Genomic DNA, 26,836 nt, shown 5'->3' with positions numbered 1-26,836 from the left:
GCGGCCCGGCCGGTTCAGCCGGCCGGTTCAGCCGTCGACGCGCTGCGGCACGCCCAGGGGGTTGTCGTCGCGCAGCTCCGGCGGCAGCAGCTCCGACGGCCAGCCCTGGTAGGCCGTCGGCCGCACCCAGCGCCTGATCGCCATCGCGCCCACCGAGGTGTGCGCGGGGGCCGTGCTGGCCGGCCACGGTCCGCCGTGGTGCATCGCCCAGCACACCGCGACCCCCGTCGGCCAGCCGTTCCAGATCAGCCGGCCCGCCCTGCGCGCCAGCGCTTCGGCGACGGGGCGCGCCTCGTCGACGTCGGTGGCGTGGACGGTGGCCGTGAGCGAGCCCTCCAGGCGCTCCAGCACCGAGGGGAGCTCGGCGGCGTCCCCGTAGGTCACCACGATCGACGAGGGCCCGAAGCACTCCTCGGCGATCGCGGGCAGCCTCTCGGCGAAGGCCGCGAGGTCGATCGTGAAGACGCGCGGCGCGACGGCCCACGCCGCCTCGCCCTGCGCGCCCTCGGCCAGCAGGGTGAGCTTGGCCAGGCGCTCGACGCCGTCGAGGTAGCCCTGCCTGATCCGCTCGCTGAGCATGGCCGAACCGCTGCTGCCGGCCACCGCCGTACCCAGCGAGGCCACCAGGTCGGCGTCGTCCGGCACGAACACCAGCCCGGGGTTGGTGCAGAACTGGCCGGTGCCGAGCGTGAGCGAGGCGGCGAAGCCGGAGGCGAGCCCTTCGCGCGCCGCCGAGGGCAGCACGACGACCGGGTTCACGCTGCCCAGCTCACCGAAGAACGGGATCGGCTCAGGACGTTCGTCGATGAGCGCCTGGATCGCCTTGCCACCGGGGATCGACCCGGTGAAACCCACCGCGACCACGTCGGGATGCTGCACCAGGCGCTTGCCGGCGGCGAGGCCGTGGACCAGGCCGAGCAGCGCGGGGTCGGGCAGCGCGGACCTGATCACGCCGGCCGACAGCTCGGAGGTCAGCGGGTGGGCCGGGTGCGCCTTGACGACGACGGGACAGCCGGCCGCCAGCGCCGACGCGGTGTCGCCGCCCGCGACGGAGAAGGCGAAGGGGAAGTTCGAGGCCGAGAAGACGCCTACGACGCCGGGCAGCGGATGGTTCATGCGGCGCACGTCCGCCTGGCGGGAGATGACCGCCTCCAGGTGGCCGCCGTCCCTGAGTACCTCGGCGAACAGCCTGAACTGGCTGGCCGCACGGGCCACCTCGCCGCGCAGCCTGGTCTCGCCGAGGGCGGTCTCCCTGTCGGCGACCGTCCAGAGCTCCTCGACGTTGGCCTCCAGCGCGGAGGCGATCGCCTCCAGCACCTCGGGCCTGGCTGCCGCGCGCCAGGCGGGGGCCGCCGCGTGGGCCGCCTCGACGGCCGCGTCGACCTCCGCGTCGGTGCTCTCGGCGATCGCCTCGCCGAAGCTCTCGCCGGTGCGCGGGTCGTATGCGTGGATCATCGCTTCACCCCTGTGCAATATCACACTTCACTTTAGCCTGCTATTGACACTCACTGCGCCCGATTCTTACAGTTACCGACAGTCGTCCACAATTCTGGCGGTCGTTCACATATATGAACATTAGAGAGATCACTGTCACCCCCGTCGCGTTCCGCGACCCTCCCCTGCTCAATGCCGCCGGAGTCCACGAACCGTGGGCGCTGCGTACCGTCATCGAGGTCGTCACCGACGAGGGCCTGTCCGGGCTCGGCGAGACCTACGGCGACCTGGCCCACCTGGAGAAGGTGCGCACGGCGGCGAAGGCGCTGATCGGGCTCGACGTCCACGCGCAGAACGAGATCTACTCCCGGGTCGCGGCCCTGGTCGGCGACGTGGTGTCCGACCTGCACGGCCTGACGGGCGCGGCCACCAAGGAGAAGAGCGTCGACCGGGTCTACTCCCCGTTCGAGGTGGCCTGCCTGGACATCCGCGGCAAGGCGCTCGGCCGTCCCGTCAGCGACCTGCTCGGCGGCGCGGTGCGCGAGGCCGTGCCGTACAGCGCCTATCTGTTCTACAAGTGGGCGGGGCACCCGGGCGAGGCCGACGACAGGTTCGGCGCGGCGCTCGATCCCGAAGGGATCGTCGCGCAGGCCCGCCTGCTCATCGAGGAGTACGGCTTCCGCTCCATCAAGCTCAAGGGCGGCGTCTTCGAACCCTCGCAGGAGGTCGACGCCATCCTGGCGCTGCGCGAGGCCTTCCCCTCGCACCCGCTGCGCCTGGACCCCAACGCCGTCTGGTCGGTCGAGACCTCGCTCGAGGTGGCGCGGGCGCTGGAGGGAACGCTGGAGTACCTCGAGGACCCCACAGCGGGCATCGAGGACATGGCGGCGGTCGCGGCTCAGGCGCCGATGCCGCTGGCCACGAACATGTGCGTGGTGACGTTCGAGCATCTGCCGCCCGCCATCAGGCAGGGGGCGATCGGGGTGCTGCTGTCCGACCACCACTACTGGGGCGGGCTGGAGCGCTCGGTGCAGCTGGCGCGGTTGTGCGAGACGTTCGGGATCTCGCTGTCGATGCACTCCAACTCCCACCTCGGCATCAGCCTGGCCGCCATGACCCACCTGGCCGCCGCCGTGCCGAACGTCGCCACCGCCTGCGACACTCACACCCCGTGGCAGGACGGTCAGGACGTGGTCGCGCCCGGCGCGCTGCGCTTCGTGGACGGCGCGGTGCCGGTGCCGAAGGGGCCGGGGCTCGGCGTCGAACTGGACCGCGACGCGCTGGCGGTGATGCACGAGCAGTACCTCACGTGCGGGTTCACGGCGCGTGACGACACCTCGTACATGCGCAGGTTCAACCCCTCCTTCACAAACACCCGGCCACGCTGGTGACTCCAGGGGGTGCCGCCCCGCCGGTCGGCACCCCCGGAGTCACCTCCGCCCCGCTCCGGAACCGGCTCCACGGAGATCGGCCTTCCCTCACCAGAGGCGCCCACCGTCCGCCGCGGGTCGCTCGTCGAGAGCGCGCCCCACGATCCCTGGAGAATCGGCCTCCATGAACATCGCTTACGTCTACCCCTGGGACGTCGTCGGCGACCCCGCCGCGCCCGGCAGGATCGCCGCGCTCGGGGTGGACGCGGTCGCGCTGGCCGCCTCCTACCACTCCACCCGCGCCGCCACCCCCCTCCACCCCGCGCACCGCGTGCTCGACGTGCCCTACTCCGCCTTCTACCTGCCCGTACGGCCGTCGGCATGGGGCAGGCTCGTCCCCCCGAATCCCACCTGGACCTCCCCCGACGCGTTCCTGCAGGCGCGCGACGCCCTGCGCGCCGTCGGCCTGCCCGTCCACGCCTGGACGATCCTCACCCACAGCAGCCACCTCGGCGCCGCCCACCCCGACGTGGTGGTCCGCAACGCCTTCGGCGACGCCTACCCGTACGCTCTGTGCCCCTCCCACGAGGACGTCGCCGAGTACTGCGAGCGGCTGGTCAGGGAGATCGTCTCGGTGGGCGCGCCCGACGGGCTGATCCTGGAGGCGTGCGGGCCGATGGGGTTCGGTCACCAGAGCGTCCACGAGAAGACGGGCGGCGCCGACTGGACCTCCGTCCACTCGGCCCTGCTTTCTCTCTGCTTCTGTACGGCCTGCCTGCCCGGCTACCCCGACGCCGACGAGCTGCGCGCGAGAGTCCGCGCCGCCATCGACGGCCCCGCCGACACCATCGGGGCCCCGGGCACGGGAGCGGGGCGGGGGCCTGTGGAGGCCGAGCCTGTGGAGGCCGGCTCGGTGGAGGAGGCGCTCGGGGAGCCGGCAGGGGCCGTGCGGGAGCATCGGGGCAGGCTGGCGAGCTCGCTGCGCGCGAGGCTGGTCGCGGCCGCCAGGGAGCTGTCCCCCGGTCTGCCGATCAGGACGCACGCCAGCCCAGACCCGTGGGCGGCCGGCCCCTTCGCCACCCTGCCCGACGCCGACCCCTCGCTCGACGGGCTGGTGGGCATGTGCTGGGGCACCCAGGAGGAGGCCGCCTCGAACCTCACGAGGCTGTCCGCGCTCTCCTCCCCAGGCGGGCGCCTGGGGGCCTACGCGCTGTTCCTGCCGCCCAAGCCCGCCGACGAGGCCCAGCTCGCCGAGTCGTTCACCGCATACGCGAAGGCGGGAGCCGACGAGCTGCACCTCTACCACGTCGGCCTCGCCTCAGCGGCCCGCCTGGACACGCTGGCCAGGGCGTTGCGCGCCGTCCGGTCGTGAGATCCCGACGACTTCCCCGAAGGCCGCGCCCTTGAGAGTCCTTCGGGGCGAGGTCACGGCGGCGTGTCAGCGGACCTGGGAGAGATACGGCAGATGGGTGCCGTCGAAGGGCGGCACGCGGTCGGTCACCGCTTTGACCAGCCCGCGCGTCGCCGCCTCGGCCTGGGCGATCACCTCGGGCGGATAGCCCAGCAGCACCTGGTGCTCGGCGAACTCGTCCTCGTCGTCGACGAAGACCCGCCCCTCCTTCGTGCGCACCACGTCGAGGTCGAGGTCGACCATCGTGACCGCCCCGTCCCGCCACTCGGGCACGGTGGTGACGTCGACGTAGACGTCGATCTTGTGGCCCTCGTCGTTGAACAGCGCCACCCACCACTCGTCGCGAGGGAAGAGCATCACGAACGCGCGCTCCCACACCACCGGCGGCCCGTCTCCCTTGGCGCCCGTCGTGCCCGCCTCGCAGCCCACCCACACGCCGTGAGCGTCCTCGCCCAGCAGTCTGGCGGGGTGGTGCCAGTGGAGGGAACCGCCATATTTCCGGAAAATGACCTTCATGCCCCCGACCGTACAACGAGCCCGCTCTCGTACGCCGCGATCACCAGCTGGGCCCTGTCGCGGGCGTCGAGCTTGGTCAGCAGGCGGCCGATGTGCGTCTTGACCGTCGCCATGCTGAGGTGCAGGCGCTCGGTGATCTCGGTGTTCGACAGGCCGCGCGCGATCAACGTGAGGACCTCGCGCTCCCTGTCGGTGATGCCCTCCAACCCCCGTACGGCAGGCCGCGCGAACTCCTCGATCAGCCTGCGCGTGACCGTGGGCGCGAGCAGCGCCTCCCCCCTGGCCACGAGCCTGATCGCCGCCAGCAGGTCGGCGGGAGGGGTGTCCTTGAGCAGGAACCCCGACGCGCCCGCCCGCAGCGCCGAGTAGACGTAGGCGTCGAGGTCGAACATGGTCACGATCAGCACCCTGGCCACGTCGCCGATCCTGCGCGTGGCCTCGATGCCGTCCATCTCCGGCATCCTGACGTCCATCAGCACCACGTCGGGGCGCGTGGCGAGCGCGAGCTCCACCGCCCGCGCGCCGGTGCCCGCCTCGCCGACCACGCTCAGATCGGGCTCGCTGTCGACCAGCACCCTGAAGCTGCCGCGCAGCAGCACCTGGTCGTCGGCGATGAGGACGCGGATCATGAATAGGGCAGGGTCGCCGCCACCCTGAAGCCCCCTGACGGGCCCGGCCCCGCCGAGAACGTGCCGCCGTACATCATGACCCTCTCCCTCATCCCGATCAGCCCGTGACCTTCCACCATGGCGGGCAGCGTGCGCCGCCCGGGCCCTTCGTCGACCACCTCGACGAACGCCTGCCCGCCGTCGGCCGTCACCGTCACCCTGCAGGGGGCGGGGGCGGCGTGCTTGACGACGTTCGTGAGCGCCTCCTGCACGATCCTGTGCACCGCCAGCCGTACGCCCTCGGGCAGGTCGTCCACCCCGGTGGCCCTCAGCTTGACCGCCACCCCCGCCAGCCTCGTCCGCTCGGCCAGCTCCGCCAGCTCGGGCACGGGACGCAGGTCGGGCGGCTCGGTGCGCAGCACGCCGAGCAGGTGGCGCATCTCGGTCAGCGCGTCGCGGCTGGCGCTCTCGATCACCTTCAGCGCGTCGTGCGCCTCCTCCGGCCTGCTGCGCATCACGTGGTTGGCCACGCCCGCCTTGACCGCGATGAGCCCCATGCTGTGCGCGACGACGTCGTGCAGCTCGCGGGCGATGCGCAGCCGCTCCTCGGTGACCAGCCGTTCGACGGCGCGCGCCGCGTAGAGCCTTCTCTCGCGGACGGCCCGCCCGACCGTCCACGCCCCGCCCATGGCGGCCAGCCCGAACAGGACGTCGCCGACGCCGCGCGCCCACCCGGCCGGCGCCCCCGCCACGGCCAGCGACACCGCCATGACCACGGTCACGATCGCGACCATGTTGGTGGACACCCTGCCGGGCCGCTCCAGCGCCACGACGTAGAGCGCGTAGGTGGGCGACAGGTAGGCCATGCTCACCACGCCGGAGACGCTCGCGACCATCGACACCGCCAGGACGAGGCCGAAGACGCTCACCGGCCACAGCCTGCGCACCGCCAGCGGGGGGCCCAGGCCGAAGGCGAGGGCGAGCTTGGCCCAGACCGGCGCCTGCGCGGTGGCCGCGGAGGTCAGGCCGACCATGGCGATGGCCCATCCGGCCAGGCAGTCGAGGCCGATGAGCTGGCCGCGGGTGAGCCGCCTGGTGAAGTCCACGACCCGAACGCTATCCGGCGGCGCCGACAGTCCACGTCATACCGGGGTCCGATGTGCGGGGCGCCCGCCTTCCCCGACCGTGAGGGGGTGATCGAAGTGAAACAGCTGACCAAACGCTACGGGAGGGCCCGCGCCGTGGACGACCTGTCGTTCACCGTCCAGCCGGGTCACGTCACCGGCTTCCTCGGCCCGAACGGCGCGGGCAAGTCCACCACGATGCGGCTGATCCTCGGCCTCGACACCCCGACCTCGGGCGAGGCGCTGGTGAACGGCCGCCGCTACGCGACGCTCGGCAGGCCCCTGCACGAGGTGGGCGCGCTCCTCGACGCCAACGCCCTTCATCCCGCCCGCTCGGCCTACAACCACCTGCTCTGGATGGCTCGCAGCAACGGCATCGGACCCGTGCGCGCCGCCGAGGTGCTCGAGCAGGTCGGGCTGGCCGGGGTGGCGCGCAAGAAGGCGGGCGGCTTCTCCCTCGGCATGAAGCAGCGTCTCGGCATCGCCGCCGCGCTGCTGGGCGACCCCGGCGTGCTGCTGTTCGACGAGCCCGTCAACGGGCTCGACCCCGACGGCGTGCGGTGGATCCGCGACCTGATGCGGTCGCTGGCCGCCGAGGGCAGGACCGTCCTGCTGTCCAGCCACCTGATGAGCGAGATGGCGCTGACCGCCGACAGGATCGTCATCGTCGGCAGGGGCCGGCTGATCGTCGAGACCTCGGTGAAGGACCTCACCGAGCGGTACGACTCCCTGGAGTCGGCCTACCTCGCCCTGACGGCGGGCAGCGTCGAGTACGGAGCGGCCCGGTGATCGCCTCGGAGTGGCTGAAGCTGCGCTCGGTCTCCTCCACCCGCTACGCGATCGTCGCCGCCGCGCTCGTGATCGTCCTGGGCGCGGTCTGGAGCTTCTACGTCGGCACGCTGGCCGACGCGCGCGGCTCCATCAGGGCCGCCGCGCCCGAAGAGGGGTTCCTGCCGCTCGTCCAGATCAGTCTGGCCCTGGTCGGCGTGCTGGCCGTCACCGCGGAGTACGGCACGGGCACCATCCGCGCGAGCCTCACCGCCGTGCCGCGCCGCAGGGCGCTGCTGGCGGCGAAGGCGACGGTCGTGGCGGCCGCCACGACGTTGTCGGCGCTCGCCGTGATCTTCATCACCTACGCCCTCAGCCACCTCATCGCCGGTGACCGCGCGGTCGGCTACAACGCGGGCTCCTTCGGCGACGACCTGCCGCTGCTGCTCGGCTCGGTGCTGTCGGTGACCGTCCTCGCGCTGGTCGGGCTGGGCCTCGGCGTGGTCACCCGCTCGACGGCCGCGGCCGTCGGCTCGGTCGTGGGGCTGCTGTTCGTCCTGCCGGGCATCGCGCCCTACCTGCCGCAGCCGTGGAACGTGAGGGTGGGCGCCTGGATGCTGCCGAACCTGGTGCCGCAGATCGCGGGCGAGCGGATCTCCACCCGGCTGGACGGCCTGCTGCCCCCTGCCGCCGCGGTCGCCGTCCTGGCCGGGTACGCGCTCGTGGCGCTGGCCGCGGCCTTCCTGGTCTTCGAGAGGAGGGACGCGTGAACGTGCTGGCCGCCGAGTGGCTGAAGATCCGCTCGATCCGCTCCAGCCATCTCATCCTGGCGATCTCCCTCGGCGCGATCCCGCTCGCGGTGGCGGTGGCCATGTCGGCGATCGCCATGTACGACAGCGCCCCCGCCTCGATGCGCGCCGGCGCCAGGATCGCCGAACTGGAGGAGGTGGTGCTGATCGTGCCCCAGCTGGCCATGGGGATCATGGGCGTGCTGGCGATCACCTCCGAGTACGCCACCGGCCTCATCAGGACGAGCTTCGCCCTGGTGCCAGGGCGCCGGCCGGTGCTGGCGGCCAAGTCCGTGGTCGTGGGCGGCCTGGGCCTGGTCGTCGGGCCCGTCGTGGTGTTCGCCACGTACGCCGTCTCCTGGTGGATGCTGGAGAGCCGCTATCCCGTGGCCGGCTTCGCCGACAGGCTGCCGACACTCGTCACCTCCAGCCTCACCGTCGCGGTGTACGCGCTGCTCGGCCTGGGCCTCGGCGCGGTGCTGCGCTCGGCGGCGGGGGCCATCGCGATCCTGGTCGGGCTGGTCTACGTCTTCCCGATGATCGTCGGGAACCTGCCGGAGCCGTGGAGCGAGCGGCTCGGCTCGGTGATGCTCGGCGCGCTGCCCCGCGAGATCACCGGCGAGGACCTCACGTCCTCGGTCTACGGCGCCCTGCTGTCCCCGTTCGCGGCGGCGGTGGCGCTGGTGCTGTACGCGGCGGTGCCGCTGGGCGCCGGCCTCCTCCTCATCCGCGGACGAGACGTCTGACCAGGCACGCGGGGCACGCCGCCCCGACGGGAAAGACCCCAGCCCCGGACTGCGGGCTGGGGTCTTCGCAGGGCCTGGGTCAGACCTCCACGATCACCGGGATGATCATCGGGCGGCGGCGGTAGGTGTCGCTCACCCAGCGCCCCACCGTCCTGCGGACCACGCGGCGGATCTGCTGCATGTCCACCACGCCGTCGGCGGCGTTCTGCTCGATCGCCTTCTCGATCACCGGGATGATCTCGTCGAAGCGCTCGGGGTCTATTCCCGACCCGCGCGCGTGGATCTCGGGCCCCGCGGTGAGCTTGCCGGTGTTGGAGTCGACCACCACGACGACCGAGACGAACCCCTCGTCACCGAGTATGCGCCGGTCCTTCAGCGAGGTGTCGGTGATCTCGCCGACCGAGATGCCGTCGACGTAGACGTACCCGGCCTGCACCGCACCGGTGATCTTCGCGACGCCGTCGACCAGGTCCACCACGACGCCGTCCTCGGCGATCACGATGTGGTCGTCGGGCACGCCGGTCATCGAGGCCAGCTTGGCGTGCGCCCGCAGGTGGCGCCACTCGCCGTGCACCGGCATGAAGTTCGACGGCCTGGTGAGGTTCAGGACGTACAGCAGCTCGCCGGCCGCCGCGTGCCCCGACACGTGCACCTTCGCGTTGCCCTTGTGGATGACGCGCGCGCCCCACCTGGTCAGCCCGTTGATGACCTTGTTGACCGCGGTCTCGTTGCCGGGCACCAGCGAGGAGGCCAGCAGCACCGTGTCGCCCGGCGCGATGCGGATCGCGTGGTCGCGGTTGGCCATGCGCGACAGCGCGGCCATCGGCTCGCCCTGCGAACCGGTGCAGATCAGCACCACGTCCTCCGGCGGCCACTCCTCGATGTCACGCGAGTCGACGACCAGGCCGTTCGGGATGCGCAGGTAGCCGAGGTCGCGAGCGACCCCCATGTTGCGCACCATCGACCTGCCGACCAGCGCGACCTTGCGGCCGTGCTTCTCCGCGGCGTCGATCACCTGCTGCACGCGGTGCACGTGGGAGGCGAAGCTCGCCACGATCACGCGCTTGGAGGAGGTGCGGATCACCTCGTCGACGACGGGACCGATCTCTCGCTCGGAGGTGACGAACCCCGCCACCTCGGCGTTGGTCGAGTCGGACATCAGCAGGTCGACGCCCTCGGAGCCGAGCCTGGCGAACCCGCCGAGGTCGGTCAGCCGGCCGTCGCTGGGCAGCTGGTCCATCTTGAAGTCGCCGGTGTGCAGGACGATGCCCGCGGGGGTCCTGATCGCGACCGCGAGCGCGTCGGGGATCGAGTGGTTGACCGCGAAGAACTCGCACTCGAACGGCCCGAAGTGGTGCCGTTCCCCCTCGACGACGTGCCGCTTCTCCGGCTGGATGCGGTGCTCGGTGAGCTTGGCCTCGATGAAGGCCAGCGTCAGTCTGGACCCAACGAGCGGGATGTCGCGCCGCTCACGCAGGAGGTACGGCACGGCGCCGATGTGGTCCTCGTGGCCGTGCGTCAGGATCAGCGCCTCGACGTCGTCGAGCCTGCCCCTGATGTACTCGAAGTCGGGCAGGATCAGGTCGACGCCAGGCTGCTCGGGGTCGGGGAACAGCACCCCGCAGTCGACGATCAGCAGCCGGCCTTCGTACTCGAAGACCGCCATGTTCCTGCCGATCTCGCCCAGGCCGCCGAGCGCCACGATGCGCAGCCCGCCGTCGGGCAGGCGCGGCGGGGGGCCGAGTTCCGGATGCGGATGGCTCATGCGGCGCCCCCATGCCGGTCAGATCGTGTTCTCAATATCTCCGTTCCTCCCCGTTGTCATTCAGTCAGCCAACTTCACGCCACCGGCCACGAGGCACGCCCGCAGCTCGGCGATCTGTCCTTCGGTGGCCTCCACCAGCGGAGGCCGCATCGGGCCGACCGACCGGCCCATCAGCTTCAGCGCCGCCTTCGTCATGATCGCGCCACCCGCGCGGTTCATGACCCCGTCGACCACGGGCAGCAGCTGCCGGTGCAGGGCGGTCGCCTGCGCGACGTCGCCCGCCCTGTGCAGCTCGATCATTCTGGCAAGCTCGGCGCCGACCACGTGCCCGACCACGCTGACGAACCCCGCCGCGCCCACCGAAAGCCACGGCAGGTTGAGCACGTCGTCACCCGAGTAGAAGACCAGGTCGGTCGCCGTCATCACCAGGGAGGCGGCGAACAGGTCGCCCTTGGCGTCCTTCACCGCCACGATCGTGTCGTGCTGGGCCAGCCTGAGCAGCGTCTCGGTCTGGATCGGCACGCCGCTCCTGCCGGGAATGTCATAGAGCATGACGGGCAGGCCCGTCACGCCGGCCACAGCCGCGAAGTGCCGGTAGAGGCCCTCCTGCGGGGGCTTGTTGTAGTACGGCGTCACCACGAGCAGCCCGTGCGCGCCCGCGCGCGCGGCCTGCCTGGCCAGTTCGATGCTGTGATGGGTGTCGTTCGTCCCCACACCCGCGACGACGGTGGCCCTGTCGCCGACCGCCTCCACCACGACCCGCAGCAGACGCTCTTTCTCCGCGTCACTGGTGGTCGGGGACTCCCCCGTCGTGCCGCTCACGATCAGACCGTCATTGCGCTGCTCGTCCACCAGGTAGGCGGCGAGCCTGCGCGCGTTGTCGTAATCGACGGCGCCGTCGTCGGTGAACGGCGTGACCATGGCGGTCAGCATGCGTCCGAAGGGGGCTTCGGAGGTTCGAGTGGGCGATCCCATAGTGCGAACGCTACCCGGATTCGCTCACCTCCCGAACCCCGCCACCCCCATAACGCCATTTCCAGGCCCTTATCACGCCGCTTTCGCGTCGATGCGCGCCTGCCGGACGGCGGGCACGCGCGCCGCTCACCTGGAGCGCGCCTCCGGTCGCAGAGCGTGACGACTGACGCGAGACATGGAAGAGGCCGCCGATATGTGCTCGGGGGTACACACATCGACGACCTCTACCGGAGAATCGCAGCCCCTTACGCTCGCGTTACAGAGTTCTCGGAATATTTTTACGGCCATCCAAAGTTGGAACTCCATCTCCCGTCGATGACGGTGGGTTACCTGCCGAATACGGCAACATGGGGCAACGCCTCACAGCAACCCCAGGGATGGACTAGTGGCAAGTTCCGATCCGGTCTACCTGCGCGTCGTCGAAGACATTCGGCGGCAGATCAACGACGGCACCCTTCCCCCCGGCGCGCCCATCCCCTCACGGGCGCAGCTGACCCGCAAGTACCAGGTCGGCGAGACCGCCGCCCGCCATGCGCTGCGCGTACTGGCAGGCGAAGGGCTCATCTTCGGCCGGGTGGGGTCGGGACACTACGTCAGGGAGCGTCCCGACCTCGCTCCTTTGCACAGATGGCGCTTCCACGACCACCAGGCCCCCTTCGCCGCCGACCTGCAGAGCCAGGGCCGGCGCGTGACCTGGGACTGGCACAGCGAACCCGTGGAGGCCACGGCCGACATCGCCCAGCGCCTGCGCGTGGAGGAGTCGACCACCCTCACCAGGACCCACTACGTCTTCCGCGCCGACGGCAAGCCCCTCCAGCTCGCCACCTCCTACGAGCCGCTGGAGTTCGCTCCGCACTCCGACGAGGAGCGCCGCAGCCTCATCGGACGCCTGGCCTCCTACGGGATCAAGGTGACCGAGATCGTGGAGAGCGTGCACACCCGCGTGCCCCGCCCCTCCGAGATCGACGCGCTCGATCTGCCGGCGGGGGTGCACGTGCTGCACCTCAAACGAACCCACTGGGCAGGCGAACGTCCTGTGGAGACGAGCGACATCGTGGTTCCAGGCGACCGCTTCGAAATCGTCTACAGCATGGCCGTCCATCTCTGACCGGCCCGCCTGCTCGTCTGGAACCTCGTCCCCGAACCCCGCCCGGGCGGCGCCCGACCCCCGCGCCGCCCGGCCGCACCACCCACTCTCCACCCCGGCGACTCCAGCCCCTTCCGGGACCCCCGGCGCGACTCGTCGCCCCTTGCCTCACGCCTGGCCATGGAGCGGCCCTCGCCGTCCCGGCGGATCGGCTCTTCGCCATCTCGCGCGCGGGCTCCCCGTCCGCCCCGGATTTGTCGGTGCCCGTTGATACAACCGGCAAGGTGCCGATCCGGAGGTGTCGATTGCGAGTCAAGGACCTGCCCACCGCCGACCGCCCACGCGAGCGCCTGCTCGCCAGCGGTGCGGGAGCGCTGGCCGACAGGGAGCTCCTCGCCCTCCTGCTGGGCCAGGGCACCAGGGGGAGCGACGCCGTCGACCTGGCCGCCCAGCTCATCGAGCACTGCGGCGACCTGGGCGAGCTGGCCCGCTCCGACGCTCACCGCCTGCTCGCCGTCCGCGGCGTCGGTCCCGCGAAGGCCGCCCGCGTCGCCGCCGCCTTCCACCTCGTACGGCGGGCGCAGGAGGGCCCCGCCCGCGCGCGGATCACCTCATCGAGCGAGCTGGCCGCCCAGGCCGCCCCGTTCCTGCGCGGACACCCCCGCGAACGCCTCGTCGTCATCGTCTGCGACCCTCGCGGCGCCGTCCTGCGCCGGGCCCTGATGACGGAGGGCGGCACCGACCACACCCCGGCCCCGATCCGCGAGATCATCACCACGGTGCTCACCTCGGGCGGCGCGGCGTTCGGCGTCGCGCACAACCACCCCAGCGGCTCCCTCGACCCGAGCGAAGCCGACCTCGCCACCACCCACCGCCTGTCCGAGGCCGCCGAAACGGTCGGCCTGCGCTTCCTCGACCACGTGATCGTCACCGACACCGCCTGGCGCCGCATCCCGCACCCCTCAGCCGATCCGTCACATCCGGCAGGCCCCTGAAGCCGAGAAGCCGCCCAGTGCACAGCAGACGACCCCGCTCGGCGTTGAAAGAGCGGGGCCGCCACTCCAGCCCGGGGGAAAGGGGATCCCCCCACTGGAGGCCGCAGGGGCCTTGCCAGAAGCCCAGAGACGACCGGCACCACGTGCACAGAGAGGACGCCCGGCGAACCTCCGACTCCCTTCCCCAGTCACTCGGAGGCCCGCCAGGCGCCCATTTCTAGACGGGTCTCAGCTCCACCCGGAGGAGCGACCCCGTCTATCCAGCGAAGCCTTCCGCGCTGCGCAGAGCGGAGTCTCCACATCTCCCCGTCCCTCCGGCGGACGGGCCCTGCCCGCCGGAGGAACGGCTCCGCGGGCAGGCCGGGATGGAGCATGCCCGCGGAGGTCGAAGCGCCCTGAGCCGAGCGGCCGCCAAGCGCCCGCCCGAAAGGCCACTGGGCCCAGGGCACGTATCAGGGTTCGCGGTGGGCGCCGCGTTCGTGAAACTGCCCGACCAACGGCACCCACCACCCCCACGTCTGCGCCCCCGACCGGTGCCGCGCCACGCGTGCGGCGGTGGACGCCTTCCAGCGCGTCTGCCCCCACCGGAGGAGGGCGCGCCAGCCCGCGAGTCTTCGTATCGCGATCACCGCGCCGTCCCTTCCAGGAGGCGCCGCCACAGCTCCTCCACCTCGCACACCCGCTGCCACGGGGACTCGTGCACCACCGTCGCCCCTTCCCCTCGACTCGTGCGCCGGATGAACATGAGCCCGGCCGCCTGGCACAACTCGTACGCCACCGGCAGGCAGTCGCACGTATGCGCCCGCACTCGAACGCGATCCGCGCGGGGCGTTGCGACTGCCCAGTCGATCGGCACGAACGTTTCGCTCACCGGCGAGAGGTGAGGAGAGTTGCAGCGGTCCAGCTCGTCCAGCGGCACCCTCATCACTATAGGTAACACGTCTCCCTTGGTCTAGCTACTTCTCTCTATAGGTTCAATTGAGCGTCTGCTTTGTACGCGCATGTACCTTTTCGTCTATAGTTCGGGTGTGCTTGACCGAGACGGCCCCGTACCTATCTACAAGCAGGTCGCCGAACTGATCCGCGCCAGGATCGAGAGCGGCGAACTGAAGCCAGGCGAGCCCGTGCCCAGCGAGGCGCAGCTCGAGGCCGACTACGAGATCGCCCGCACCACCGCACGGCGGGTCGCCAGAGAGCTGCGCGAGCAGGGTGTGGCCTACACGATCCAGGGCGAGGGCACCTTCGTCGGCGAGCCTTGGAATCCCCCGCGCCCCGCGTAAGACCCCGCTCTACCAGAAGATCGCCGAGGAGATCGCCGCCAGGATCCGCCGAGGCGACATCGCCCCAAACCGGCCCATCCCGAGCGAGAAGGCGCTGATGAAGGAGTACGGCGTCGCCAAGGTCACAGCCCGCCAGGCGGTGGCGCACCTCAGGGAGCAGGGATGGGCGTTCACCGTTCCCTACCGCGGCACCTACGTCTCCGCCAAGGACAAGTGGCCTTCTCCCCGCTAGTCCCATCACCCGTCTATGCTTAGACATGCTCGACCCTGATGGTGACACCCATCTCTACGTGCAGATCAGTGAGATCATCCGGTCGCGCATCGTCCACGGGCTCTCCCCCGGCGACCCTGTCGCCAGCGAGGCCGAGCTGCAGAAGGAGTTCGGCGTCGCCCGGACGACGGCCCGGCGCGCCCTGCGCGTCCTGCGCGAGGAGGGGCTGATCTACACCGCCCCCGGATCGGGGGCCTTTGTCGGCGAGCCCGGCCAGGCGCCGCGCGGGGCGCGCAGGGTTCCGTTGTATCGCCAGATCGCGGGCGACATCGAGCAGCGCATCAGAGCGGGGCAGCTACAGCCGCGCCGCCCGATTCCGGGTGAGTCCGCCCTTGTCCAGGAGTATGAGGTGGCCAGGGAGACCGTACGCCGGGCCATGGCGCTGTTGCGCGAGCAAGGCTGGATCTACACCGTGCCGGCCCGTGGCAGCTTCGTCTCACCCATGGAGTCGTGGCCCCACATCTGAAGCCACTCGGCTGCTCTATCGCGGCGCCCCAGGCTACGTGGTGGTGCCTCTGGCCCACCGCGGGCTTCAGTGCTCACCTGGTGCGGCCTCGGGCGGCTCCCCGGGCCGCCATGTGCCCGGCGGTCAGAGCTGACCTGCCGGTGTTGACTCGTCGAGAGTGTCGCGGTCGGCCCCCCGACCGACCGTCGATGCTGCAGCGGCCCCGTGAGCGCGGCGGCCGGTCCAGATCCGGACGAGTTGGAGAACGCTCAGGCCGAACATCAGGACGCCCACGGGGACGTGCAGGGCCGTCATGTGCGCGAGGCCCAGCGCCACCTGTGCCGAGGTGAGCGCGAAGAAGCCGGCGGCGTACCGGATGGGCCTGGGCGAGCCGCCGCCCGGCCGCCACACCAGGATCGCGACGATCAGGTGCAGCAGGGTCACGATGAACACCGTGTACGACCCGGCACTGTGCAGCGCCCCACCGCCGGAGGTGGTCAACAGCAGCCCAGCGGTGATCGCTTGGACGAAGACGGCCACGGTTTGTAGGGTGATGGCGACCTGCAAGACCATGAGGAGGCCTCGCTTCGTCGTCGTGTGCGTGGGCATGGCGGGTTTTCCTTCTCCCTGTCAGCGGTGTCTGAGGCCTGGTGATCCGGGTGTCTCAGTAGTCCGACGAAGCAGGTGCCGGAAATGTTAGGCGACGCGCCGACCTCACCTTTCGTCGATCTGGTGAGGGCCCCCGATGCGACCTAGGGAATCGGCGAAACGATGACCACCCCATCCGAACCGGGAGACGGTCGGCCCGATCCGGGCCTGAGCGTGATCATGAGCGAGCGGCGTCAGCTGATCAATGTCGCGTACCGGCTCCTCGGCTCCCTGGCCGAGGCTGAGGATGTCGTCCAGGAGACCTACGCCCGCTGGTACGCCATGTCCCGCCGGCAGCAGGAGTCCATCGAATCCCCCGGCGCCTGGCTGACGAGGGTCGCCGGCCGCATCTGCCTCGACCTGCTCGGCTCGGCACGGGTCCGGCGCGAGAGCTACGTGGGCGAATGGGTCCCGGAGCCGCTGCCCGATCACACGGAGTGGGTCAACGGGCAGGGCGCAGGCACGGTCGACCCGGCCGACCGGGTCACGCTCGACGAGTCGATCAACATGGCGTTCCTGGTCGTGCTCGAGTCGATGACCCCGGCCGAGCGTGTGGCGTTCATCCTGCACGATGTCTTCAGGTATTCCTTCGCCGAAGTGGCCGAGATCGTCGGGCGTACCCCGCTGGCATGTCGCCAGCTGGCCTTCTCGGCCCGCCGCCGCGTTCGCGCGTCGCAGACTCCGTCGGCCCCCGCAGCCCGGCACGCCGGCCTCGTCAGGGACTTCAAGCAGGCGTGGGAGGCCAAGGACATCGCCGCCCTCGTCGGCCTCCTCGACCCCGACGCCACGATGATCGCCGATGGCGGCGGTCTGGTCAGCGCCGCGCTCCACCCCGTCGAAGGCGGCGAGCAGGTGGCCCGATACGTCCTCGCCCTTGCCGAGCGAGCACCCGACCTGACGCTCCTGGAGCGTACGGTCAACGGCCGGCCCGGTCTGGTGGCCCAGCACAACGGCGTCACCATGACGGTGGCGGCGTTCGACGTCGCAGGCGACCGGATCATTCGCATCTGGGCGGTACGCAACCCCGACAAGCTTGGGTCGTGGCCGGTGGCGGGGTCAGGGCACTGATCCGAAGGCGCGGAGCGCTGGTTCGCCGTGATCCTCCGGCCGATCGCCTCGTCCGACGGCCAGGCCAGCAGGTACAGCCAGCCGCCCGGCCGGCCGCCCATGCGGACATCGTCGCAAGGGTGTCGGGAACGATCCCCGGAGACGGGCTCTGCCTGGCCGTGACGATCACGCCTTACTGGCTGCTGTGACCCGCATGGGGCTTCGGCACACGCGGCCGTGCCAGCGCCAGCAATCCGATCAGCGTCGTCACGCAGAGGGGCATCCAGGCAAACCGCAGCGTCAGCCAGGTCATGCTGGTCGGCGGGCTGGTGAGCCCGGCGACCGGACCGAGCTGGACCGTGGCCAGCGAGATGAGAGCAAGCGCCGTTGGATGCCAGAGGTAGAGCGGGAAGGCCGCGTCGCTGATCAGGACCGCGATCCGGCAGTCTTCGGCCCAGCGGCCGAGCCGATCGCCCGCCAGTGCCGCGAGCCCGCACTGCGCGCATCCGAAAGCGAGGAGAGCCGCGGTCGGTGGCGCGATGTTCGACACCGGCGCGCCAGGCACATCCACCATGCCGACGGGGTAGTCACCGAGGGCGATCAGCATCGCCGCGAGCATCCCGCCCCCGCTGAGCAACCACGCTCCGCTGATGCGGCCCTGCCTCCATGCCAGGCCCAGCAGGAACGGCACCGCCCAGGCCGAGATCGCGTTGACGGAGCCCAACCACCCCAGCTCGGGCCAGGCGAAACGGGCAAGGTCGACAAGAGCCACAGAGATTCCGGGGACGAGGGCTGTCCCCCAGCCGTATCGAAGCACCGCCCGACGTAGCCATGGGGCGACCGCGGTGAGCAGGAGGTAGGGCACCAGGAACCACAGCGGCTGGAGCACGGGGCCGAGGATCTCCCGGATGGCGGCGAGGGAGAATCCGTTGACCGACAGGACCGCCAGGCCCGCTCCCCAGGCGAGCAGGAAGGTCAGCATCGGGCGCAGCCGCAGCGCTGCCGAGGACCCCTCTCCACCATGGGCATATCCGCTCGTGAAGAAGAACACGGGCAGGGTCTGCAGCAGCCAGGTGGCGGGCGCCAACTCCGGCAGGGCCGTGAGCAGGCTCGCCACGTGGAGATCGTCCGTGACGACGTACGAGGTGGCGAGCCATTGTCCGAGGATGCCGACCGTGACGGACGTGGCGAGCAGCACGTCGATTCGCCGCTCACGCCGCACGCTCCCGCCCCCTCACCGCGATGTGAGTGATCTCCGTCAGGGTCCGGGTGCCGGGCCTGAGGTAGGTGTGATGCTGGGCATCGCCGCCATCGACGACTCGCGCGCCGAACTCGGCGCTCACGGGATCGGTGCCGAACCCGAACGGCCCGATCAGCAGGCCGGAGCGGAACACGTCGTCGCCGCGGCCGAGCGCCGCCCAGATCCGCGCCGAGGTGTGCAGGTCCGATGCCCTTCGGACACCCAGGCCTGGGCTGCCGGTGACGATGAGATCGCGGACCGGCGATCCCGCGACGGCACGAGCGCAGACCACCGAGCCGTAGCTGTGGCAGACCAGACTGAGCCGCACGTGTCGCGGGAGCAGGGAGAGGAAGGGCCTCAGCCGCCGGGCGCCTCTGTCGGCCGGCCAGATGGTGGCGATCTCCGGGTTGACGAGGTCCGGCGGGTCGTAGCCCAGCCAGCCGATCACCGCGGTCCCCGGCCCCAGCGCGGCGGCCTCGTCATAGAGCGCGCGGGCCGCTCGCCCGGTGCTTTCCGCGGAGTCGTCGAAGGAGGCCAGGCTCTGCCCCGAGCCCGGCACATAGACGATGACCGTCCGCGCGTTGGCGAGATCTCCTACGACCTCGATCGCCTGGCCGTCGCCCCTGCGGCTCCATGCCAGGAACTGGCGGCCCGACCACGCGTGGAGTTCGTAGCGGTCCTGGAGTGTGTGGGCATCGAAGGCAGAGGGAAGGGGCAGCTCATCCACCACTGGCCGGCCGGCGGCGGCCGTTCCCGTGGCGAGCACGGCGGCCAGCAGCAGCGTCCGAAAGGGCCGCATACGTGAGCGAGAGTGATCACGTCTCCTGCCCTGCGTCATCGCCGAGAAGGCGGGGCCTTGCCGTCCTCCGAGCCCAGGGGCCGGAGCCCCCGTGTCGAGGCGGGTCATGGGATCGGTGCGCGGTGCCCGCACAAGCGCGGCACGATCACGCGAAGCGGGTTCCACGCGTTCGTACACCGTGACGGCGTACGAGCGCACCGGGTGCTCGTACGGGTGCTCGCTCACTCTGCGGAAGAACGGGTTGTCGTCGAGGTGCCGGTAGAGGCGGCGCGCCTCGGGCCATTCGTGCACGAGAACCAGGACCGCGCCCGGCGCCATGAACGAGCGAAGCCGACCGTAAGCCAGGCGCAGCCGTTCGTCGCGGCCCACGTAATACAGCGTCTCGGCACAGATGACCAGATCAAAGGTGCCGTCGGGGTCCTCGTTGAGGAAGTCGAGCGCCACGAATCTCGCCGCCCCAGCCGCCTTCGCCGCCGCCCTGGTGACCGCCCGATCCGAGACGTCCACGCCCCAGCACTCCGCGCCCGGGTATGCACGGGCCAGCCGGCGAGTGAATGCCCCTTCGCTGCAGCCCACGTCCAGGACTCTGCGGTAGGCACGGTGGGGCACGTGCCGCAAGGTCATCTCATACTTGTCGATCTCATACGGCTCGGTGTCATACCGCCACGGGTCAGGTAAGTGATGAACCCACTCGAAGTAGTGGCGGAGGAAGCGACCCTGAACGGAGGTGGGAAGCAGCGACACGACTCGGAAGAACATCCGGTGCAGGCGATCGAGGATGTCGGACATGTATCTCAGCCTGCTGACACCCACGCTTCGGTTCATCGACGGCAGGAACGATCTCCAGCTGAGACCGGACTCCTGCGGCGCGGCCTCTTCAGTACTCCAGACCCGGGACAGGAGTACTTCTGGCCCGGGACCTGGAGACGGCGCTTGCCCCTCCGGTCACAACCAGACGTGATCAGCCGGTATCGGCGTTCGTCGCCGAACGCCCCCATGTGAAGGGCCGACAGGGGTGGATGGAACGTTCCTGAGGTGAGACCATCCGGGGGCCCGACACGAGGAGACACGGATGCCCAAGCTCACCGCGATGACCGCCGTCAACCAGTCGTTACAGAGCACCTCTCTGAGCAGGGCCAGGATCTGGAACCCGTTCCCCTCGCTCGCTGAGGGATCGACAGCCACCTTCAGCGCGCCACCGGAGTTGAGTCCGAAGGTGCCGGAGGTCATCGAGGACTCACGGGTGTTCGGGACCGCCAGCCGTAACGAGAAGATCGCCGCCGCCGCCGCGGCAAAAAACTGCGGTCTGCTCGACGGGCAGCTGGAGTGGAGCACTCTGACCGCCCCGGTGTTCGAGCAGCTCCGCACGCGACTGAAGATCGACTATCTCAAGCACGGCGCCGAGTCGATCAAGGACTTCTCCAGTGGCGTCTGTACGATGTTCGCCTGTGCGGCCCTCGGCCACCTCGCTCGCAACCACAATCTTCTTGATCCGGGCTCGGTCGTCGAGCTGTTCAAGTACGACGGCGGTCAGGGCGGCCACGCCTTCATCGTGGTCAACCGCGCGGGAACGCCCGATGACGTCGACTCATGGGGTCCCCAGTGCTACGTCATCGACCCCTGGTACGCCCGGCACCGGATCACCGCTCCCGGCACGAACGCGGTCAAGGACATGACCGCAGGCACGGCCTTCCACGACCCGGCGTTCGTCGCGTTCCTGAAGGACGCCAACTCCCGCGCCGTCCAGGTCACCTTCCCCCACATGCAGCTGATCCAGGCGTTCAGCTGATCGTCTCCGCCGACTCGGGACGCCCCGGCACAAGGGCGGCTCGCTCGGGTGTCCCGCCCCGCACCGGTTGGCACACCGAGCCCCCTATGTTCGACGCGGGGTGATGTGCCGAGCGGCCCAACCGGCTCAGGATCTGCTCACCTGGGCCGCGTCCGAGAGGACCTCAGGTTCGACCAGGCGGAAGGACACGCAGACGATCTCTGTGGCGGGGTCGACGGTGTGTCCCAGGCTGTTCCAAAAGCGGCGGTGGGAGTCGGCCCAGTGTTCCACCGAGCGGTACCCCTCCCCCTCCGAGTCCGCGAACTCCCACGTCACCTCGCCGAACGGCACCACCTCGACCGCCGTCACCTCGATCACCGCGATCGGCTGGTCGTCGTCGTCGACCAGGGCGAGCCGTTCGCCGGCCCGCTCCAGCTCCTCGCCCTCCGCCCGGTAGTCGTGCTCGAGCAGCCCCGCCGTACCGGTCTTGGCGCCGGACAGCACGAGGCCGTTCAACTCGGCGCGCAGCCCGCCAGGCGTGCCGAGCCCCAGGACCCTGAGTCCTTCGATCCTTCCCCACATGACCGGCAGGCTACGGCCGGCCGCCGCCGCCCTCACAAGCCGGGGCCTGCTGGAGGCGGCGGCCCGCGGACCTCCGGAAGGGTCAGAAGACCGGGATGATCTCCTCGGGGTCGAGGAAGTCGACGTGGACGCCCTCGATGTCGAGCTCGGGAATGGCGGGGAACTCGATCCCCCACCGCTCGACGATCGCGCGGATCCTCGCCATCGCCACCCGCCAGTTCTCCGCCTGCTCCTCGTACGACAGCACCCCGAGCCCGGCCTCCCTGGCGTGGTCCATGAGGACCCGGTGGTTGTCCAGGAAGTACGGCGGAAGCTCCCAGAAGCCCTCGGGCGGCTCCCAGAGGATCATCGACAGGAACACGAACCCTGCCCGCAGCTGCCGGGTGATGAGCGAGCGGACGTCGTCGGTGAGCCCGGGCCACTCGTTCTCCAGGATCGTCATGCAGATCTGGAGATGCCGGGACTCGTCGCGGCCGATGCGCTGGAACATCTCGCTGAACACCGGGTGCTGGGTGCCCGACGCCATGCCCCTGAACAGGGTGGACGCCGCCATCTCGCCCATCATGAACGAGGTGAAGAGCACGGGCAGCGAGTACTTCCCGACCGCCGAGCTGTAGCCCGTCCAGTAGCGCCCGCCGTTGTGGTAGAGCCACCCGATGTTGTTGTGCGCCGCCTTCTCCAGGTCGGTGACGGGAGTCCAGTCGAGAGGACCGCCGGGCCAGAGCTTGGCGATCGTCCGCTGGCAGCACTCCTCGTGGTTCATCTCGTCCCTGGTGATCGAGAAGAAGCACTTGCGGACGGGATCCTCCTCGTGCTTCTCGAAGGCCTGGATGGTCGCCCGAGCGAACACCGCGGGCCCTGAGGCGTCGAAGTTGGCCAGGACGGCGAACCAGTACATGATCCCCAGACGCTGCTCGACCGTGAAGTCGTCGGGGGAGAGCCCGTCCCACGGCAGGTCGGCCGGGTTCCAGACCATGCGCTTGGACTTTTCGTAGATCGCCGCCAGCTTCTCGGTCTCGACCCGCCATTCCATCGGATAGATGTTCGGCTGGGGGATCTCGGGCGCTGGCCAGAATCCGCCTTCGGGGATCGTGAGGTCGGCCATGGTTGTGACACCTCCTGCCCCTATCCTGCGCTGAGGTGTCATGTCTTTCAAGGACTACGAACGGCTCCGCTGCGTCACGGCCACACAGACCAGGACGGCGAGCGCGCCGAGCACGGTGGCCAGGCCGTACCTCTCGCCGAGCAACAGCCACGCCCAGACCAGCGTGAGCAGCGGCTGGACGAGCTGGGTCTGTCCGGCGCGGGCGATGCCGCCCCGCGCGAGGCCCGCGTACCAGGGGATGAATCCGAGGAACATCGACACGAGGCCGACGTAGAGGAAACCGCCGACCGAGGCCGTGGTGAGCGTGATGGGGGTGACGGCGGCCAGCGCCACCGAGACGGGAAGCGTCACGGGAAGCGACAGCACCAGGGCGTAGGAGATGACGTGCCAGCCCGGCGTCGAACGCGCCAGCCGGCCGCCCTCGGTGTAGCCGAGCGCCGCCGACAGCAGGGCGGCCACCAGCAGCACGTCGGCCAGGGAGAGGCCGCCGCCGCCCTGCGAGACGGTGAAGACGGTGATCGCGACGGCTCCCGCCGTACAGGCGACCCAGAACAGCGGGCGCGGACGCTCGCCCGCCCGCAGGACGGCGAAGGCCGCCGTGGCGGCGGGCAGCAGTCCGATCACGACCGCCGAATGGGCCGTGCTCGCCCCCAGATGCAGGGCCAGGCCGCTGAAGACGGGGAAGCCGAAGACCACGCCGAGAGAGATGAGCGCGTAGGAGCCCCACTGTGACCGCGGCGGCAGGAGCGGCACCCTCGCCGCACGGAGGCAGACCAGCGCCACGATCCCTGCCAGCAGGGCGCGGCCGATGGCCACCAGCCATGGGTCGAACCCGCGCATCGCGAACACGGTGGCGGGAAAGGAGCCGGAGAAGGCCAGCACGCCGGCGAAGGCGAGGGCGGTGCCCTTCAGCTCGTCGCTCCTGACCATAGGGGGAACCGCTACTCCACCGCTTGCGATAGCGCTATTCTTGTCTCTCATGAAAGACGATAGCAGTATCGTCCAGCTCGCCGCGACGCTGCGTCAGGAGATAGCGGCGAAGCGGCCGGGCGACCGGCTGCCCTCCAGCAGGGAGCTCATGCGCCGCCACGGGGTCAGCCCCGTCACGGTGTCGAGGGCGATCGGGCAGCTCGCCGCCGAGGGCAGGGTGGTCACCAGGCCGGGCAGCGGCGCCTTCGTCGCCCCTGCGGCGCCCTCGGTCGGCGAGATGAGCGACCTCTCGTGGCAGACCGTCGCGCTGGGCGACCGCGTGGTCGACGACTCGGGCGTGACCGCGCTGCTCACCGCGCCGCCCGACGACGTCGTCCCGTTGACCGGCGGCTACCTCAACCCGGCCATGCGCCCCGACAGGCAGCTGTCCGCGGCGGCCTCGCGGGCCGTCAAGCGGGCGGAAGCGTGGGCGCTGCCGCCGCTGACCGGCCTCAAGGAGCTGCGGGGATGGTTCGCCAGGCAGGCGGGAGGCGACGTGACGGCGGCCGACGCGCTGATCGTCAGCGGCGGCCAGGCCGCGCTGAGCCACGCCTTCCGCGCGCTGGCCGCGCCGGGCACACATGTGCTGGTCGAGACGCCGACCTATCCGGGGGCGCTGGCGGCGGCCAAGGCGGCCGGCCTGCGCGCGACGGCCGTGCCGATGGACCGCGACGGCGTGCTGCCCGACCTGCTGGCCGAGGCCTTCGCGGTGACGGGCGCGCGGGTCTTCTACTGCCAGCCCACGCTGCACAACCCCACGGGCGCCACCCTGTCCACCGAGCGCAGGCGGCAGGTGCTCCAGGTCGCCAGGGCCAACAACGCGTTCGTGGTCGAGGACGACTACGCCCGCTTCCTCACCGCCCACGCGCCCGTGTCGATGGTGGCGCTCGACCGGTACGGCACGGTCGTCCACATCAGCTCCCTCACCAAGATCCTCGCCCCCAGCCTGCGCCTGGCCGCAGTGATCGCCCGCGGCCCCGCCGCGCACCGGCTGAGGGCCAGCCAGCTGGTGGAGTCGTTCTTCGTGGCCAGGCCCCTGCAGGAGACCGCGCTGGAGTTCGTCGGCTCGCCGTCGTGGCCGCGCCACCTGTCCTCCGTCCACGCCGAGCTGACCACGCGGCGCGACGCGCTGGCCGCCGCGATGCTCTCCCTGCTGCCGGAGGCCGAGCTCCACCTTGTCCCGCGCGGCGGCCTGCACCTGTGGGTACGGGTGCCGCCGCACGTCGACGAGGCCGCGCTGGTCGAAGGGGCGCGCAGGAACGGCGTCCAGGTGAGCCCCGGACGGATCTACTACCCCGCGGAGCCGCCGGGGCCACGCGTCCGCGTCACGCACAGCGCCGCCACGCATCTGGCCGAACTGACCGAGGGCGTACGGCGGCTGGCCGAGGCGTACGCTGGTCTCAGCGAAGCGCCCGCCACCTGAGCAGGCCCACGTCCCGCGCGGGAAACCGGGACGAAGACCCTTCGTTATCGAGCCAGGCGTCATCGCGAGCCCCGAATCACCGATACGGTGTAACACGTGCCCCCGAGATCCTCCGGTCGCGGGCACAACGGCAGGCGAAGGAGCGGGCCGAGATGGCAGACGTAGGCGTCCGGGCGGCCCGGCGCGAGGATGTGCTCCAGGTTGCGAACACTCAGGTCCGCGCCTGGCGCTACGGCTACAGGGAGTTCCTCCCCGAGGGGCCCCTTGAGCAGATGACCGGCCCCGCGGCCGAGAAGATGTGGCTGCGCCAGTGGGACGAGGCGATCGTCGCGCCTCCCACGCGCATGCACCGGGTGCTGGTGGCGGTGGAGACCATCCTCGACACCGAGGGCTTCCCCGCGCTCGGTCAGGGCGGCGTCAACGTCACGGCGACGCCGCGCGGCGGTGAGCGCGTGGTCGGGCTGGCCTCGCACGCCCCCGCCGAGGATCCCGACCTCGACCCCACGGTGACGGCCGAGATGCTGACGCTGCTGGTCGACCCCGACTTCGTCAGGCGCGGGCACGGCAGCCGCCTGCTCAACGCCACCGTCGACTACCTGCGCGAAGACGGCTTCCGCCAGATCGTGACCTGGGTGTTCGCCGAGAACTACGCCGTGCTCGGCTTCCTCGAGTCAGCCGGATGGGGCGAGGACATGGCCGAACGCGTGCTCGACATGGGCCGTCCGATCCGGATGGTCAGGCTGACGACGGACATCAGCTGATGGCTTCGCTGAACCAGTGGGTGGCAGGCGCACGCCCGCGCACGCTGCCCAACGCGATCGTGCCCGTCATGGTCGGCACAGGGCTGGCCATCGGCGAGGGCTCCCCGATCTGGTGGCGGGCCGTGGTGGCGCTGCTCGTGGCGCTGCTGCTGCAGATCGGCGTCAACTACGCCAACGACTACAGCGACGGCATCCGCGGCACCGACGACCAGCGCGTCGGCCCGATGCGCCTGGTCGGCTCGGGGGCGGCCGCGCCGCGCGAGGTGCTCGCCGCCGCGCTCGGCAGCTTCGCCGCCGCCGCGGTCCTCGGCCTGACCCTGGTGATCGCCACCAGGGCCTGGTGGATCCTGCTGGTCGGCGCGGCGGCGATCGCCGCCGCCTGGTTCTACACCGGCGGCAAGAGCCCGTACGGCTACCGCGCGCTCGGCGAGCTGGCGGTCTTCGTCTTCTTCGGCGTCGTCCCCGTGGTCGGCACCGCCTACGTGCAGACCGAGCAGCTGTCCTGGACGGCGCTGGCCGCCTCGGTGCCGATCGGCCTGCTGTCGTGCTCGATGCTGGTCGTCAACAACCTGCGCGACGTCGTCACCGACGGCCCCGCGGGCAAGCGCACGCTGGCCGTGGTGCTCGGCGCGACGCGCACCCGCACGCTCTACACCGCCTGCCTCACCCTGCCCTTCCTGATCGCGCTGCTGCTGATCTCGTTCACGCCGTTCACCGCGCTGACCGTGCTCGCCGCCCCGCTGGCGATCGGCCCGATCAGGACCGTGCTGGCGGGCGCCACGGGCCCCGCGCTGATCGGTGTGCTCCAGGCGACGGGAAAGCTGCAGATGGCCTACGGCCTGCTGTTCGCCGTCGGCTTGGCGATCACCTTGTAGGCGGATACAAACCGGCGTCGCGCTCTCGTATGCGCG

27 protein-coding genes and 1 pseudogene are annotated in these 26,836 nt (G+C 70.7%); 15 read left to right on the top strand and 13 right to left on the bottom strand.

The genetic code is table 11. The features are described 5' to 3' along the window. Positions 1-27: 27 nt before the first annotated feature. Positions 28-1,455: an aldehyde dehydrogenase (NADP(+)) gene (locus ABFX50_RS46765; RefSeq protein WP_346156813.1), complete on the bottom strand. Its 1,428-nt coding sequence runs from the start codon at positions 1,453-1,455 to the stop codon at positions 28-30. Between the two features lie 113 nt (positions 1,456-1,568). Here ABFX50_RS46765 and ABFX50_RS46760 point away from each other — a divergent pair, with 113 nt between their 5' ends. Together ABFX50_RS46760 and ABFX50_RS46755 are read left to right on the top strand one after the other, a co-directional pair. Continuing rightward, positions 1,569-2,825 (top strand): glucarate dehydratase family protein, encoded by a 1,257-nt coding sequence (locus ABFX50_RS46760; protein ID WP_346156811.1) that lies wholly within the window; start codon positions 1,569-1,571, stop codon positions 2,823-2,825. A 163-nt stretch (positions 2,826-2,988) separates the two neighbouring features. Further along, positions 2,989-4,176 (top strand): hypothetical protein, encoded by a 1,188-nt coding sequence (locus tag ABFX50_RS46755; protein ID WP_346156809.1) that lies wholly within the window; start codon positions 2,989-2,991, stop codon positions 4,174-4,176. Between the two features lie 66 nt (positions 4,177-4,242). Here ABFX50_RS46755 and ABFX50_RS46750 read toward each other — a convergent pair whose 3' ends face one another. The 3 genes from ABFX50_RS46750 to ABFX50_RS46740 are packed head-to-tail and all read right to left on the bottom strand — an operon-like array spanning position 4,243 to position 6,445. After that, positions 4,243-4,731 (bottom strand): DUF402 domain-containing protein, encoded by a 489-nt coding sequence (locus tag ABFX50_RS46750; protein ID WP_346156807.1) that lies wholly within the window; start codon positions 4,729-4,731, stop codon positions 4,243-4,245. Beyond that, positions 4,728-5,360, bottom strand: a complete 633-nt coding sequence (locus tag ABFX50_RS46745; RefSeq protein ID WP_183657446.1) for a response regulator — start codon at positions 5,358-5,360, stop codon at positions 4,728-4,730. The genes ABFX50_RS46750 and ABFX50_RS46745 overlap by 4 nt, the downstream gene beginning before the upstream one ends. Beyond that, positions 5,357-6,445 carry a sensor histidine kinase gene (locus tag ABFX50_RS46740; protein WP_346156803.1) on the bottom strand — a complete coding sequence of 363 codons (1,089 nt, stop codon included), beginning with the start codon at positions 6,443-6,445 and terminating at the stop codon, positions 5,357-5,359. The genes ABFX50_RS46745 and ABFX50_RS46740 overlap by 4 nt, the downstream gene beginning before the upstream one ends. Positions 6,446-6,532: 87 nt before the next feature. Here ABFX50_RS46740 and ABFX50_RS46735 point away from each other — a divergent pair. The 3 genes and pseudogenes from ABFX50_RS46735 to ABFX50_RS46725 all read left to right on the top strand — a co-directional run. Beyond that, a pseudogene (locus ABFX50_RS46735) lies at positions 6,533-7,174 on the top strand (ABC transporter ATP-binding protein); the annotation flags it as partial. Between the two features lie 74 nt (positions 7,175-7,248). Continuing rightward, positions 7,249-8,001, top strand: a complete 753-nt coding sequence (locus tag ABFX50_RS46730; RefSeq protein ID WP_346156800.1) for an ABC transporter permease — start codon at positions 7,249-7,251, stop codon at positions 7,999-8,001. Further along, positions 7,998-8,765, top strand: coding sequence for an ABC transporter permease (locus ABFX50_RS46725; RefSeq protein WP_346156798.1), 768 nt, complete (start codon positions 7,998-8,000; stop codon positions 8,763-8,765). The genes ABFX50_RS46730 and ABFX50_RS46725 overlap by 4 nt, the downstream gene beginning before the upstream one ends. A gap of 79 nt (positions 8,766-8,844) precedes the next feature. Here ABFX50_RS46725 and ABFX50_RS46720 read toward each other — a convergent pair whose 3' ends face one another. Next, positions 8,845-10,530: a ribonuclease J gene (locus ABFX50_RS46720; protein WP_183657435.1), complete on the bottom strand. Its 1,686-nt coding sequence runs from the start codon at positions 10,528-10,530 to the stop codon at positions 8,845-8,847. 60 nt (positions 10,531-10,590) lie between these two features. Then, a complete protein-coding gene (gene dapA, locus ABFX50_RS46715; RefSeq protein WP_346156797.1) occupies positions 10,591-11,505 on the bottom strand; it encodes a 4-hydroxy-tetrahydrodipicolinate synthase in 915 nt (304 codons plus the stop codon). Between the two features lie 385 nt (positions 11,506-11,890). Between dapA and ABFX50_RS46710 the strand changes: the two genes are divergently transcribed. Then, entirely contained in the window at positions 11,891-12,613 is a 723-nt protein-coding gene (locus tag ABFX50_RS46710) for a GntR family transcriptional regulator (protein ID WP_183657432.1), read from the top strand. Positions 12,614-12,897: 284 nt separating this feature from the next. Next, positions 12,898-13,587, top strand: coding sequence for a JAB domain-containing protein (locus ABFX50_RS46705; RefSeq protein ID WP_346156793.1), 690 nt, complete (start codon positions 12,898-12,900; stop codon positions 13,585-13,587). 625 nt (positions 13,588-14,212) lie between these two features. Here the strand turns inward: ABFX50_RS46705 and ABFX50_RS46700 are convergent. Beyond that, complete coding sequence (locus ABFX50_RS46700; protein WP_346156791.1) at positions 14,213-14,506, bottom strand: hypothetical protein; 294 nt, start codon at positions 14,504-14,506, stop codon at positions 14,213-14,215. A 109-nt stretch (positions 14,507-14,615) separates the two neighbouring features. On the opposite strand from ABFX50_RS46700, the gene ABFX50_RS46695 reads away from it, so the two are divergent. Genes ABFX50_RS46695 through ABFX50_RS46685 form a run of 3 tightly spaced genes read left to right on the top strand, consistent with a single transcriptional unit; the run spans position 14,616 to position 15,604 of the window. Next, positions 14,616-14,867 (top strand): GntR family transcriptional regulator, encoded by a 252-nt coding sequence (locus tag ABFX50_RS46695; RefSeq protein ID WP_346156789.1) that lies wholly within the window; start codon positions 14,616-14,618, stop codon positions 14,865-14,867. After that, positions 14,797-15,099 carry a GntR family transcriptional regulator gene (locus tag ABFX50_RS46690; RefSeq protein ID WP_346156787.1) on the top strand — a complete coding sequence of 101 codons (303 nt, stop codon included), beginning with the start codon at positions 14,797-14,799 and terminating at the stop codon, positions 15,097-15,099. The genes ABFX50_RS46695 and ABFX50_RS46690 overlap by 71 nt, the downstream gene beginning before the upstream one ends. A gap of 25 nt (positions 15,100-15,124) precedes the next feature. Further along, complete coding sequence (locus ABFX50_RS46685; protein WP_346156785.1) at positions 15,125-15,604, top strand: GntR family transcriptional regulator; 480 nt, start codon at positions 15,125-15,127, stop codon at positions 15,602-15,604. Positions 15,605-15,727: 123 nt separating this feature from the next. Here ABFX50_RS46685 and ABFX50_RS46680 read toward each other — a convergent pair whose 3' ends face one another. Then, a complete protein-coding gene (locus ABFX50_RS46680) occupies positions 15,728-16,123 on the bottom strand; it encodes a hypothetical protein (RefSeq protein ID WP_346156782.1) in 396 nt (131 codons plus the stop codon). A gap of 231 nt (positions 16,124-16,354) precedes the next feature. Between ABFX50_RS46680 and sigJ the strand changes: the two genes are divergently transcribed. Next, positions 16,355-17,299: an RNA polymerase sigma factor SigJ gene (sigJ, locus tag ABFX50_RS46675; RefSeq protein ID WP_346156778.1), complete on the top strand. Its 945-nt coding sequence runs from the start codon at positions 16,355-16,357 to the stop codon at positions 17,297-17,299. Between the two features lie 172 nt (positions 17,300-17,471). On the opposite strand, the gene ABFX50_RS46670 is transcribed toward sigJ, so the two are convergent. Beyond that, the gene (locus tag ABFX50_RS46670) at positions 17,472-18,500 is read right to left on the bottom strand and encodes an acyltransferase family protein (RefSeq protein ID WP_346156775.1); all 1,029 of its coding nucleotides are present in this window, start codon (positions 18,498-18,500) and stop codon (positions 17,472-17,474) included. Further along, positions 18,490-20,106 (bottom strand): alpha/beta hydrolase, encoded by a 1,617-nt coding sequence (locus ABFX50_RS46665; protein WP_346156773.1) that lies wholly within the window; start codon positions 20,104-20,106, stop codon positions 18,490-18,492. Before ABFX50_RS46665 ends, ABFX50_RS46670 begins: the two co-directional genes overlap by 11 nt. A 283-nt stretch (positions 20,107-20,389) precedes the next feature. Here ABFX50_RS46665 and ABFX50_RS46660 point away from each other — a divergent pair, with 283 nt between their 5' ends. Further along, a complete protein-coding gene (locus tag ABFX50_RS46660) occupies positions 20,390-21,106 on the top strand; it encodes a hypothetical protein (protein WP_346156770.1) in 717 nt (238 codons plus the stop codon). A gap of 126 nt (positions 21,107-21,232) precedes the next feature. Here the strand turns inward: ABFX50_RS46660 and ABFX50_RS46655 are convergent, their stop codons facing one another. From ABFX50_RS46655 to ABFX50_RS46645, 3 genes are all read right to left on the bottom strand, one after another. Further along, positions 21,233-21,667 (bottom strand): ASCH domain-containing protein, encoded by a 435-nt coding sequence (locus tag ABFX50_RS46655; protein WP_346156768.1) that lies wholly within the window; start codon positions 21,665-21,667, stop codon positions 21,233-21,235. Between the two features lie 82 nt (positions 21,668-21,749). After that, on the bottom strand, positions 21,750-22,772 hold the full coding sequence (locus ABFX50_RS46650) for a hypothetical protein (RefSeq protein ID WP_346130277.1): 1,023 nt from the start codon (positions 22,770-22,772) through the stop codon (positions 21,750-21,752). 54 nt (positions 22,773-22,826) lie between these two features. After that, a complete protein-coding gene (locus tag ABFX50_RS46645; RefSeq protein WP_346156763.1) occupies positions 22,827-23,702 on the bottom strand; it encodes a DMT family transporter in 876 nt (291 codons plus the stop codon). A gap of 49 nt (positions 23,703-23,751) precedes the next feature. On the opposite strand from ABFX50_RS46645, the gene ABFX50_RS46640 reads away from it, so the two are divergent. The 3 genes from ABFX50_RS46640 (at position 23,752) to ABFX50_RS46630 (ending at position 26,800) form a co-directional block, all read left to right on the top strand. Continuing rightward, the gene (locus ABFX50_RS46640; protein WP_346156761.1) at positions 23,752-25,164 is read left to right on the top strand and encodes an aminotransferase-like domain-containing protein; all 1,413 of its coding nucleotides are present in this window, start codon (positions 23,752-23,754) and stop codon (positions 25,162-25,164) included. A 152-nt stretch (positions 25,165-25,316) separates the two neighbouring features. Beyond that, positions 25,317-25,925, top strand: a complete 609-nt coding sequence (locus ABFX50_RS46635) for a GNAT family N-acetyltransferase (RefSeq protein ID WP_183657399.1) — start codon at positions 25,317-25,319, stop codon at positions 25,923-25,925. Further along, the gene (locus tag ABFX50_RS46630; protein ID WP_346156757.1) at positions 25,925-26,800 is read left to right on the top strand and encodes a 1,4-dihydroxy-2-naphthoate polyprenyltransferase; all 876 of its coding nucleotides are present in this window, start codon (positions 25,925-25,927) and stop codon (positions 26,798-26,800) included. The genes ABFX50_RS46635 and ABFX50_RS46630 overlap by 1 nt, the downstream gene beginning before the upstream one ends. Positions 26,801-26,836: the final 36 nt, after the last annotated feature.

This window comes from Nonomuraea recticatena (genome assembly GCF_039533245.1).
GTDB lineage: Bacteria > Actinomycetota > Actinomycetes > Streptosporangiales > Streptosporangiaceae > Nonomuraea > Nonomuraea roseola.
The sequence above is the reverse complement of the archived record's forward strand: the minus strand, read 5'-3'. Positions and strand labels throughout refer to the sequence as shown.

What these genes read in the sequence shown, in the direction of transcription:
- ABFX50_RS46655 (WP_346156768.1), bottom strand. Translation starts at nt 21,667, where the DNA reads ATGTGGGGAAGGATCGAAGGACTCAGGGTCCTGGGGCTCGGCACGCCT.
- ABFX50_RS46635 (WP_183657399.1), top strand. Translation starts at nt 25,317, where the DNA reads ATGGCAGACGTAGGCGTCCGGGCGGCCCGGCGCGAGGATGTGCTCCAG.
- ABFX50_RS46755 (WP_346156809.1), top strand. Translation starts at nt 2,989, where the DNA reads ATGAACATCGCTTACGTCTACCCCTGGGACGTCGTCGGCGACCCCGCC.
- ABFX50_RS46760 (WP_346156811.1), top strand. Translation starts at nt 1,569, where the DNA reads ATGAACATTAGAGAGATCACTGTCACCCCCGTCGCGTTCCGCGACCCT.
- ABFX50_RS46765 (WP_346156813.1), bottom strand. Translation starts at nt 1,455, where the DNA reads ATGATCCACGCATACGACCCGCGCACCGGCGAGAGCTTCGGCGAGGCG.
- ABFX50_RS46660 (WP_346156770.1), top strand. Translation starts at nt 20,390, where the DNA reads ATGCCCAAGCTCACCGCGATGACCGCCGTCAACCAGTCGTTACAGAGC.
- ABFX50_RS46745 (WP_183657446.1), bottom strand. Translation starts at nt 5,360, where the DNA reads ATGATCCGCGTCCTCATCGCCGACGACCAGGTGCTGCTGCGCGGCAGC.
- sigJ (WP_346156778.1), top strand. Translation starts at nt 16,355, where the DNA reads ATGACCACCCCATCCGAACCGGGAGACGGTCGGCCCGATCCGGGCCTG.
- ABFX50_RS46665 (WP_346156773.1), bottom strand. Translation starts at nt 20,106, where the DNA reads ATGTCCGACATCCTCGATCGCCTGCACCGGATGTTCTTCCGAGTCGTG.
- ABFX50_RS46630 (WP_346156757.1), top strand. Translation starts at nt 25,925, where the DNA reads ATGGCTTCGCTGAACCAGTGGGTGGCAGGCGCACGCCCGCGCACGCTG.
- ABFX50_RS46750 (WP_346156807.1), bottom strand. Translation starts at nt 4,731, where the DNA reads ATGAAGGTCATTTTCCGGAAATATGGCGGTTCCCTCCACTGGCACCAC.
- ABFX50_RS46650 (WP_346130277.1), bottom strand. Translation starts at nt 22,772, where the DNA reads ATGGCCGACCTCACGATCCCCGAAGGCGGATTCTGGCCAGCGCCCGAG.
- ABFX50_RS46685 (WP_346156785.1), top strand. Translation starts at nt 15,125, where the DNA reads ATGCTCGACCCTGATGGTGACACCCATCTCTACGTGCAGATCAGTGAG.
- dapA (WP_346156797.1), bottom strand. Translation starts at nt 11,505, where the DNA reads ATGGGATCGCCCACTCGAACCTCCGAAGCCCCCTTCGGACGCATGCTG.
- ABFX50_RS46640 (WP_346156761.1), top strand. Translation starts at nt 23,752, where the DNA reads ATGAAAGACGATAGCAGTATCGTCCAGCTCGCCGCGACGCTGCGTCAG.
- ABFX50_RS46645 (WP_346156763.1), bottom strand. Translation starts at nt 23,702, where the DNA reads ATGGTCAGGAGCGACGAGCTGAAGGGCACCGCCCTCGCCTTCGCCGGC.
- ABFX50_RS46720 (WP_183657435.1), bottom strand. Translation starts at nt 10,530, where the DNA reads ATGAGCCATCCGCATCCGGAACTCGGCCCCCCGCCGCGCCTGCCCGAC.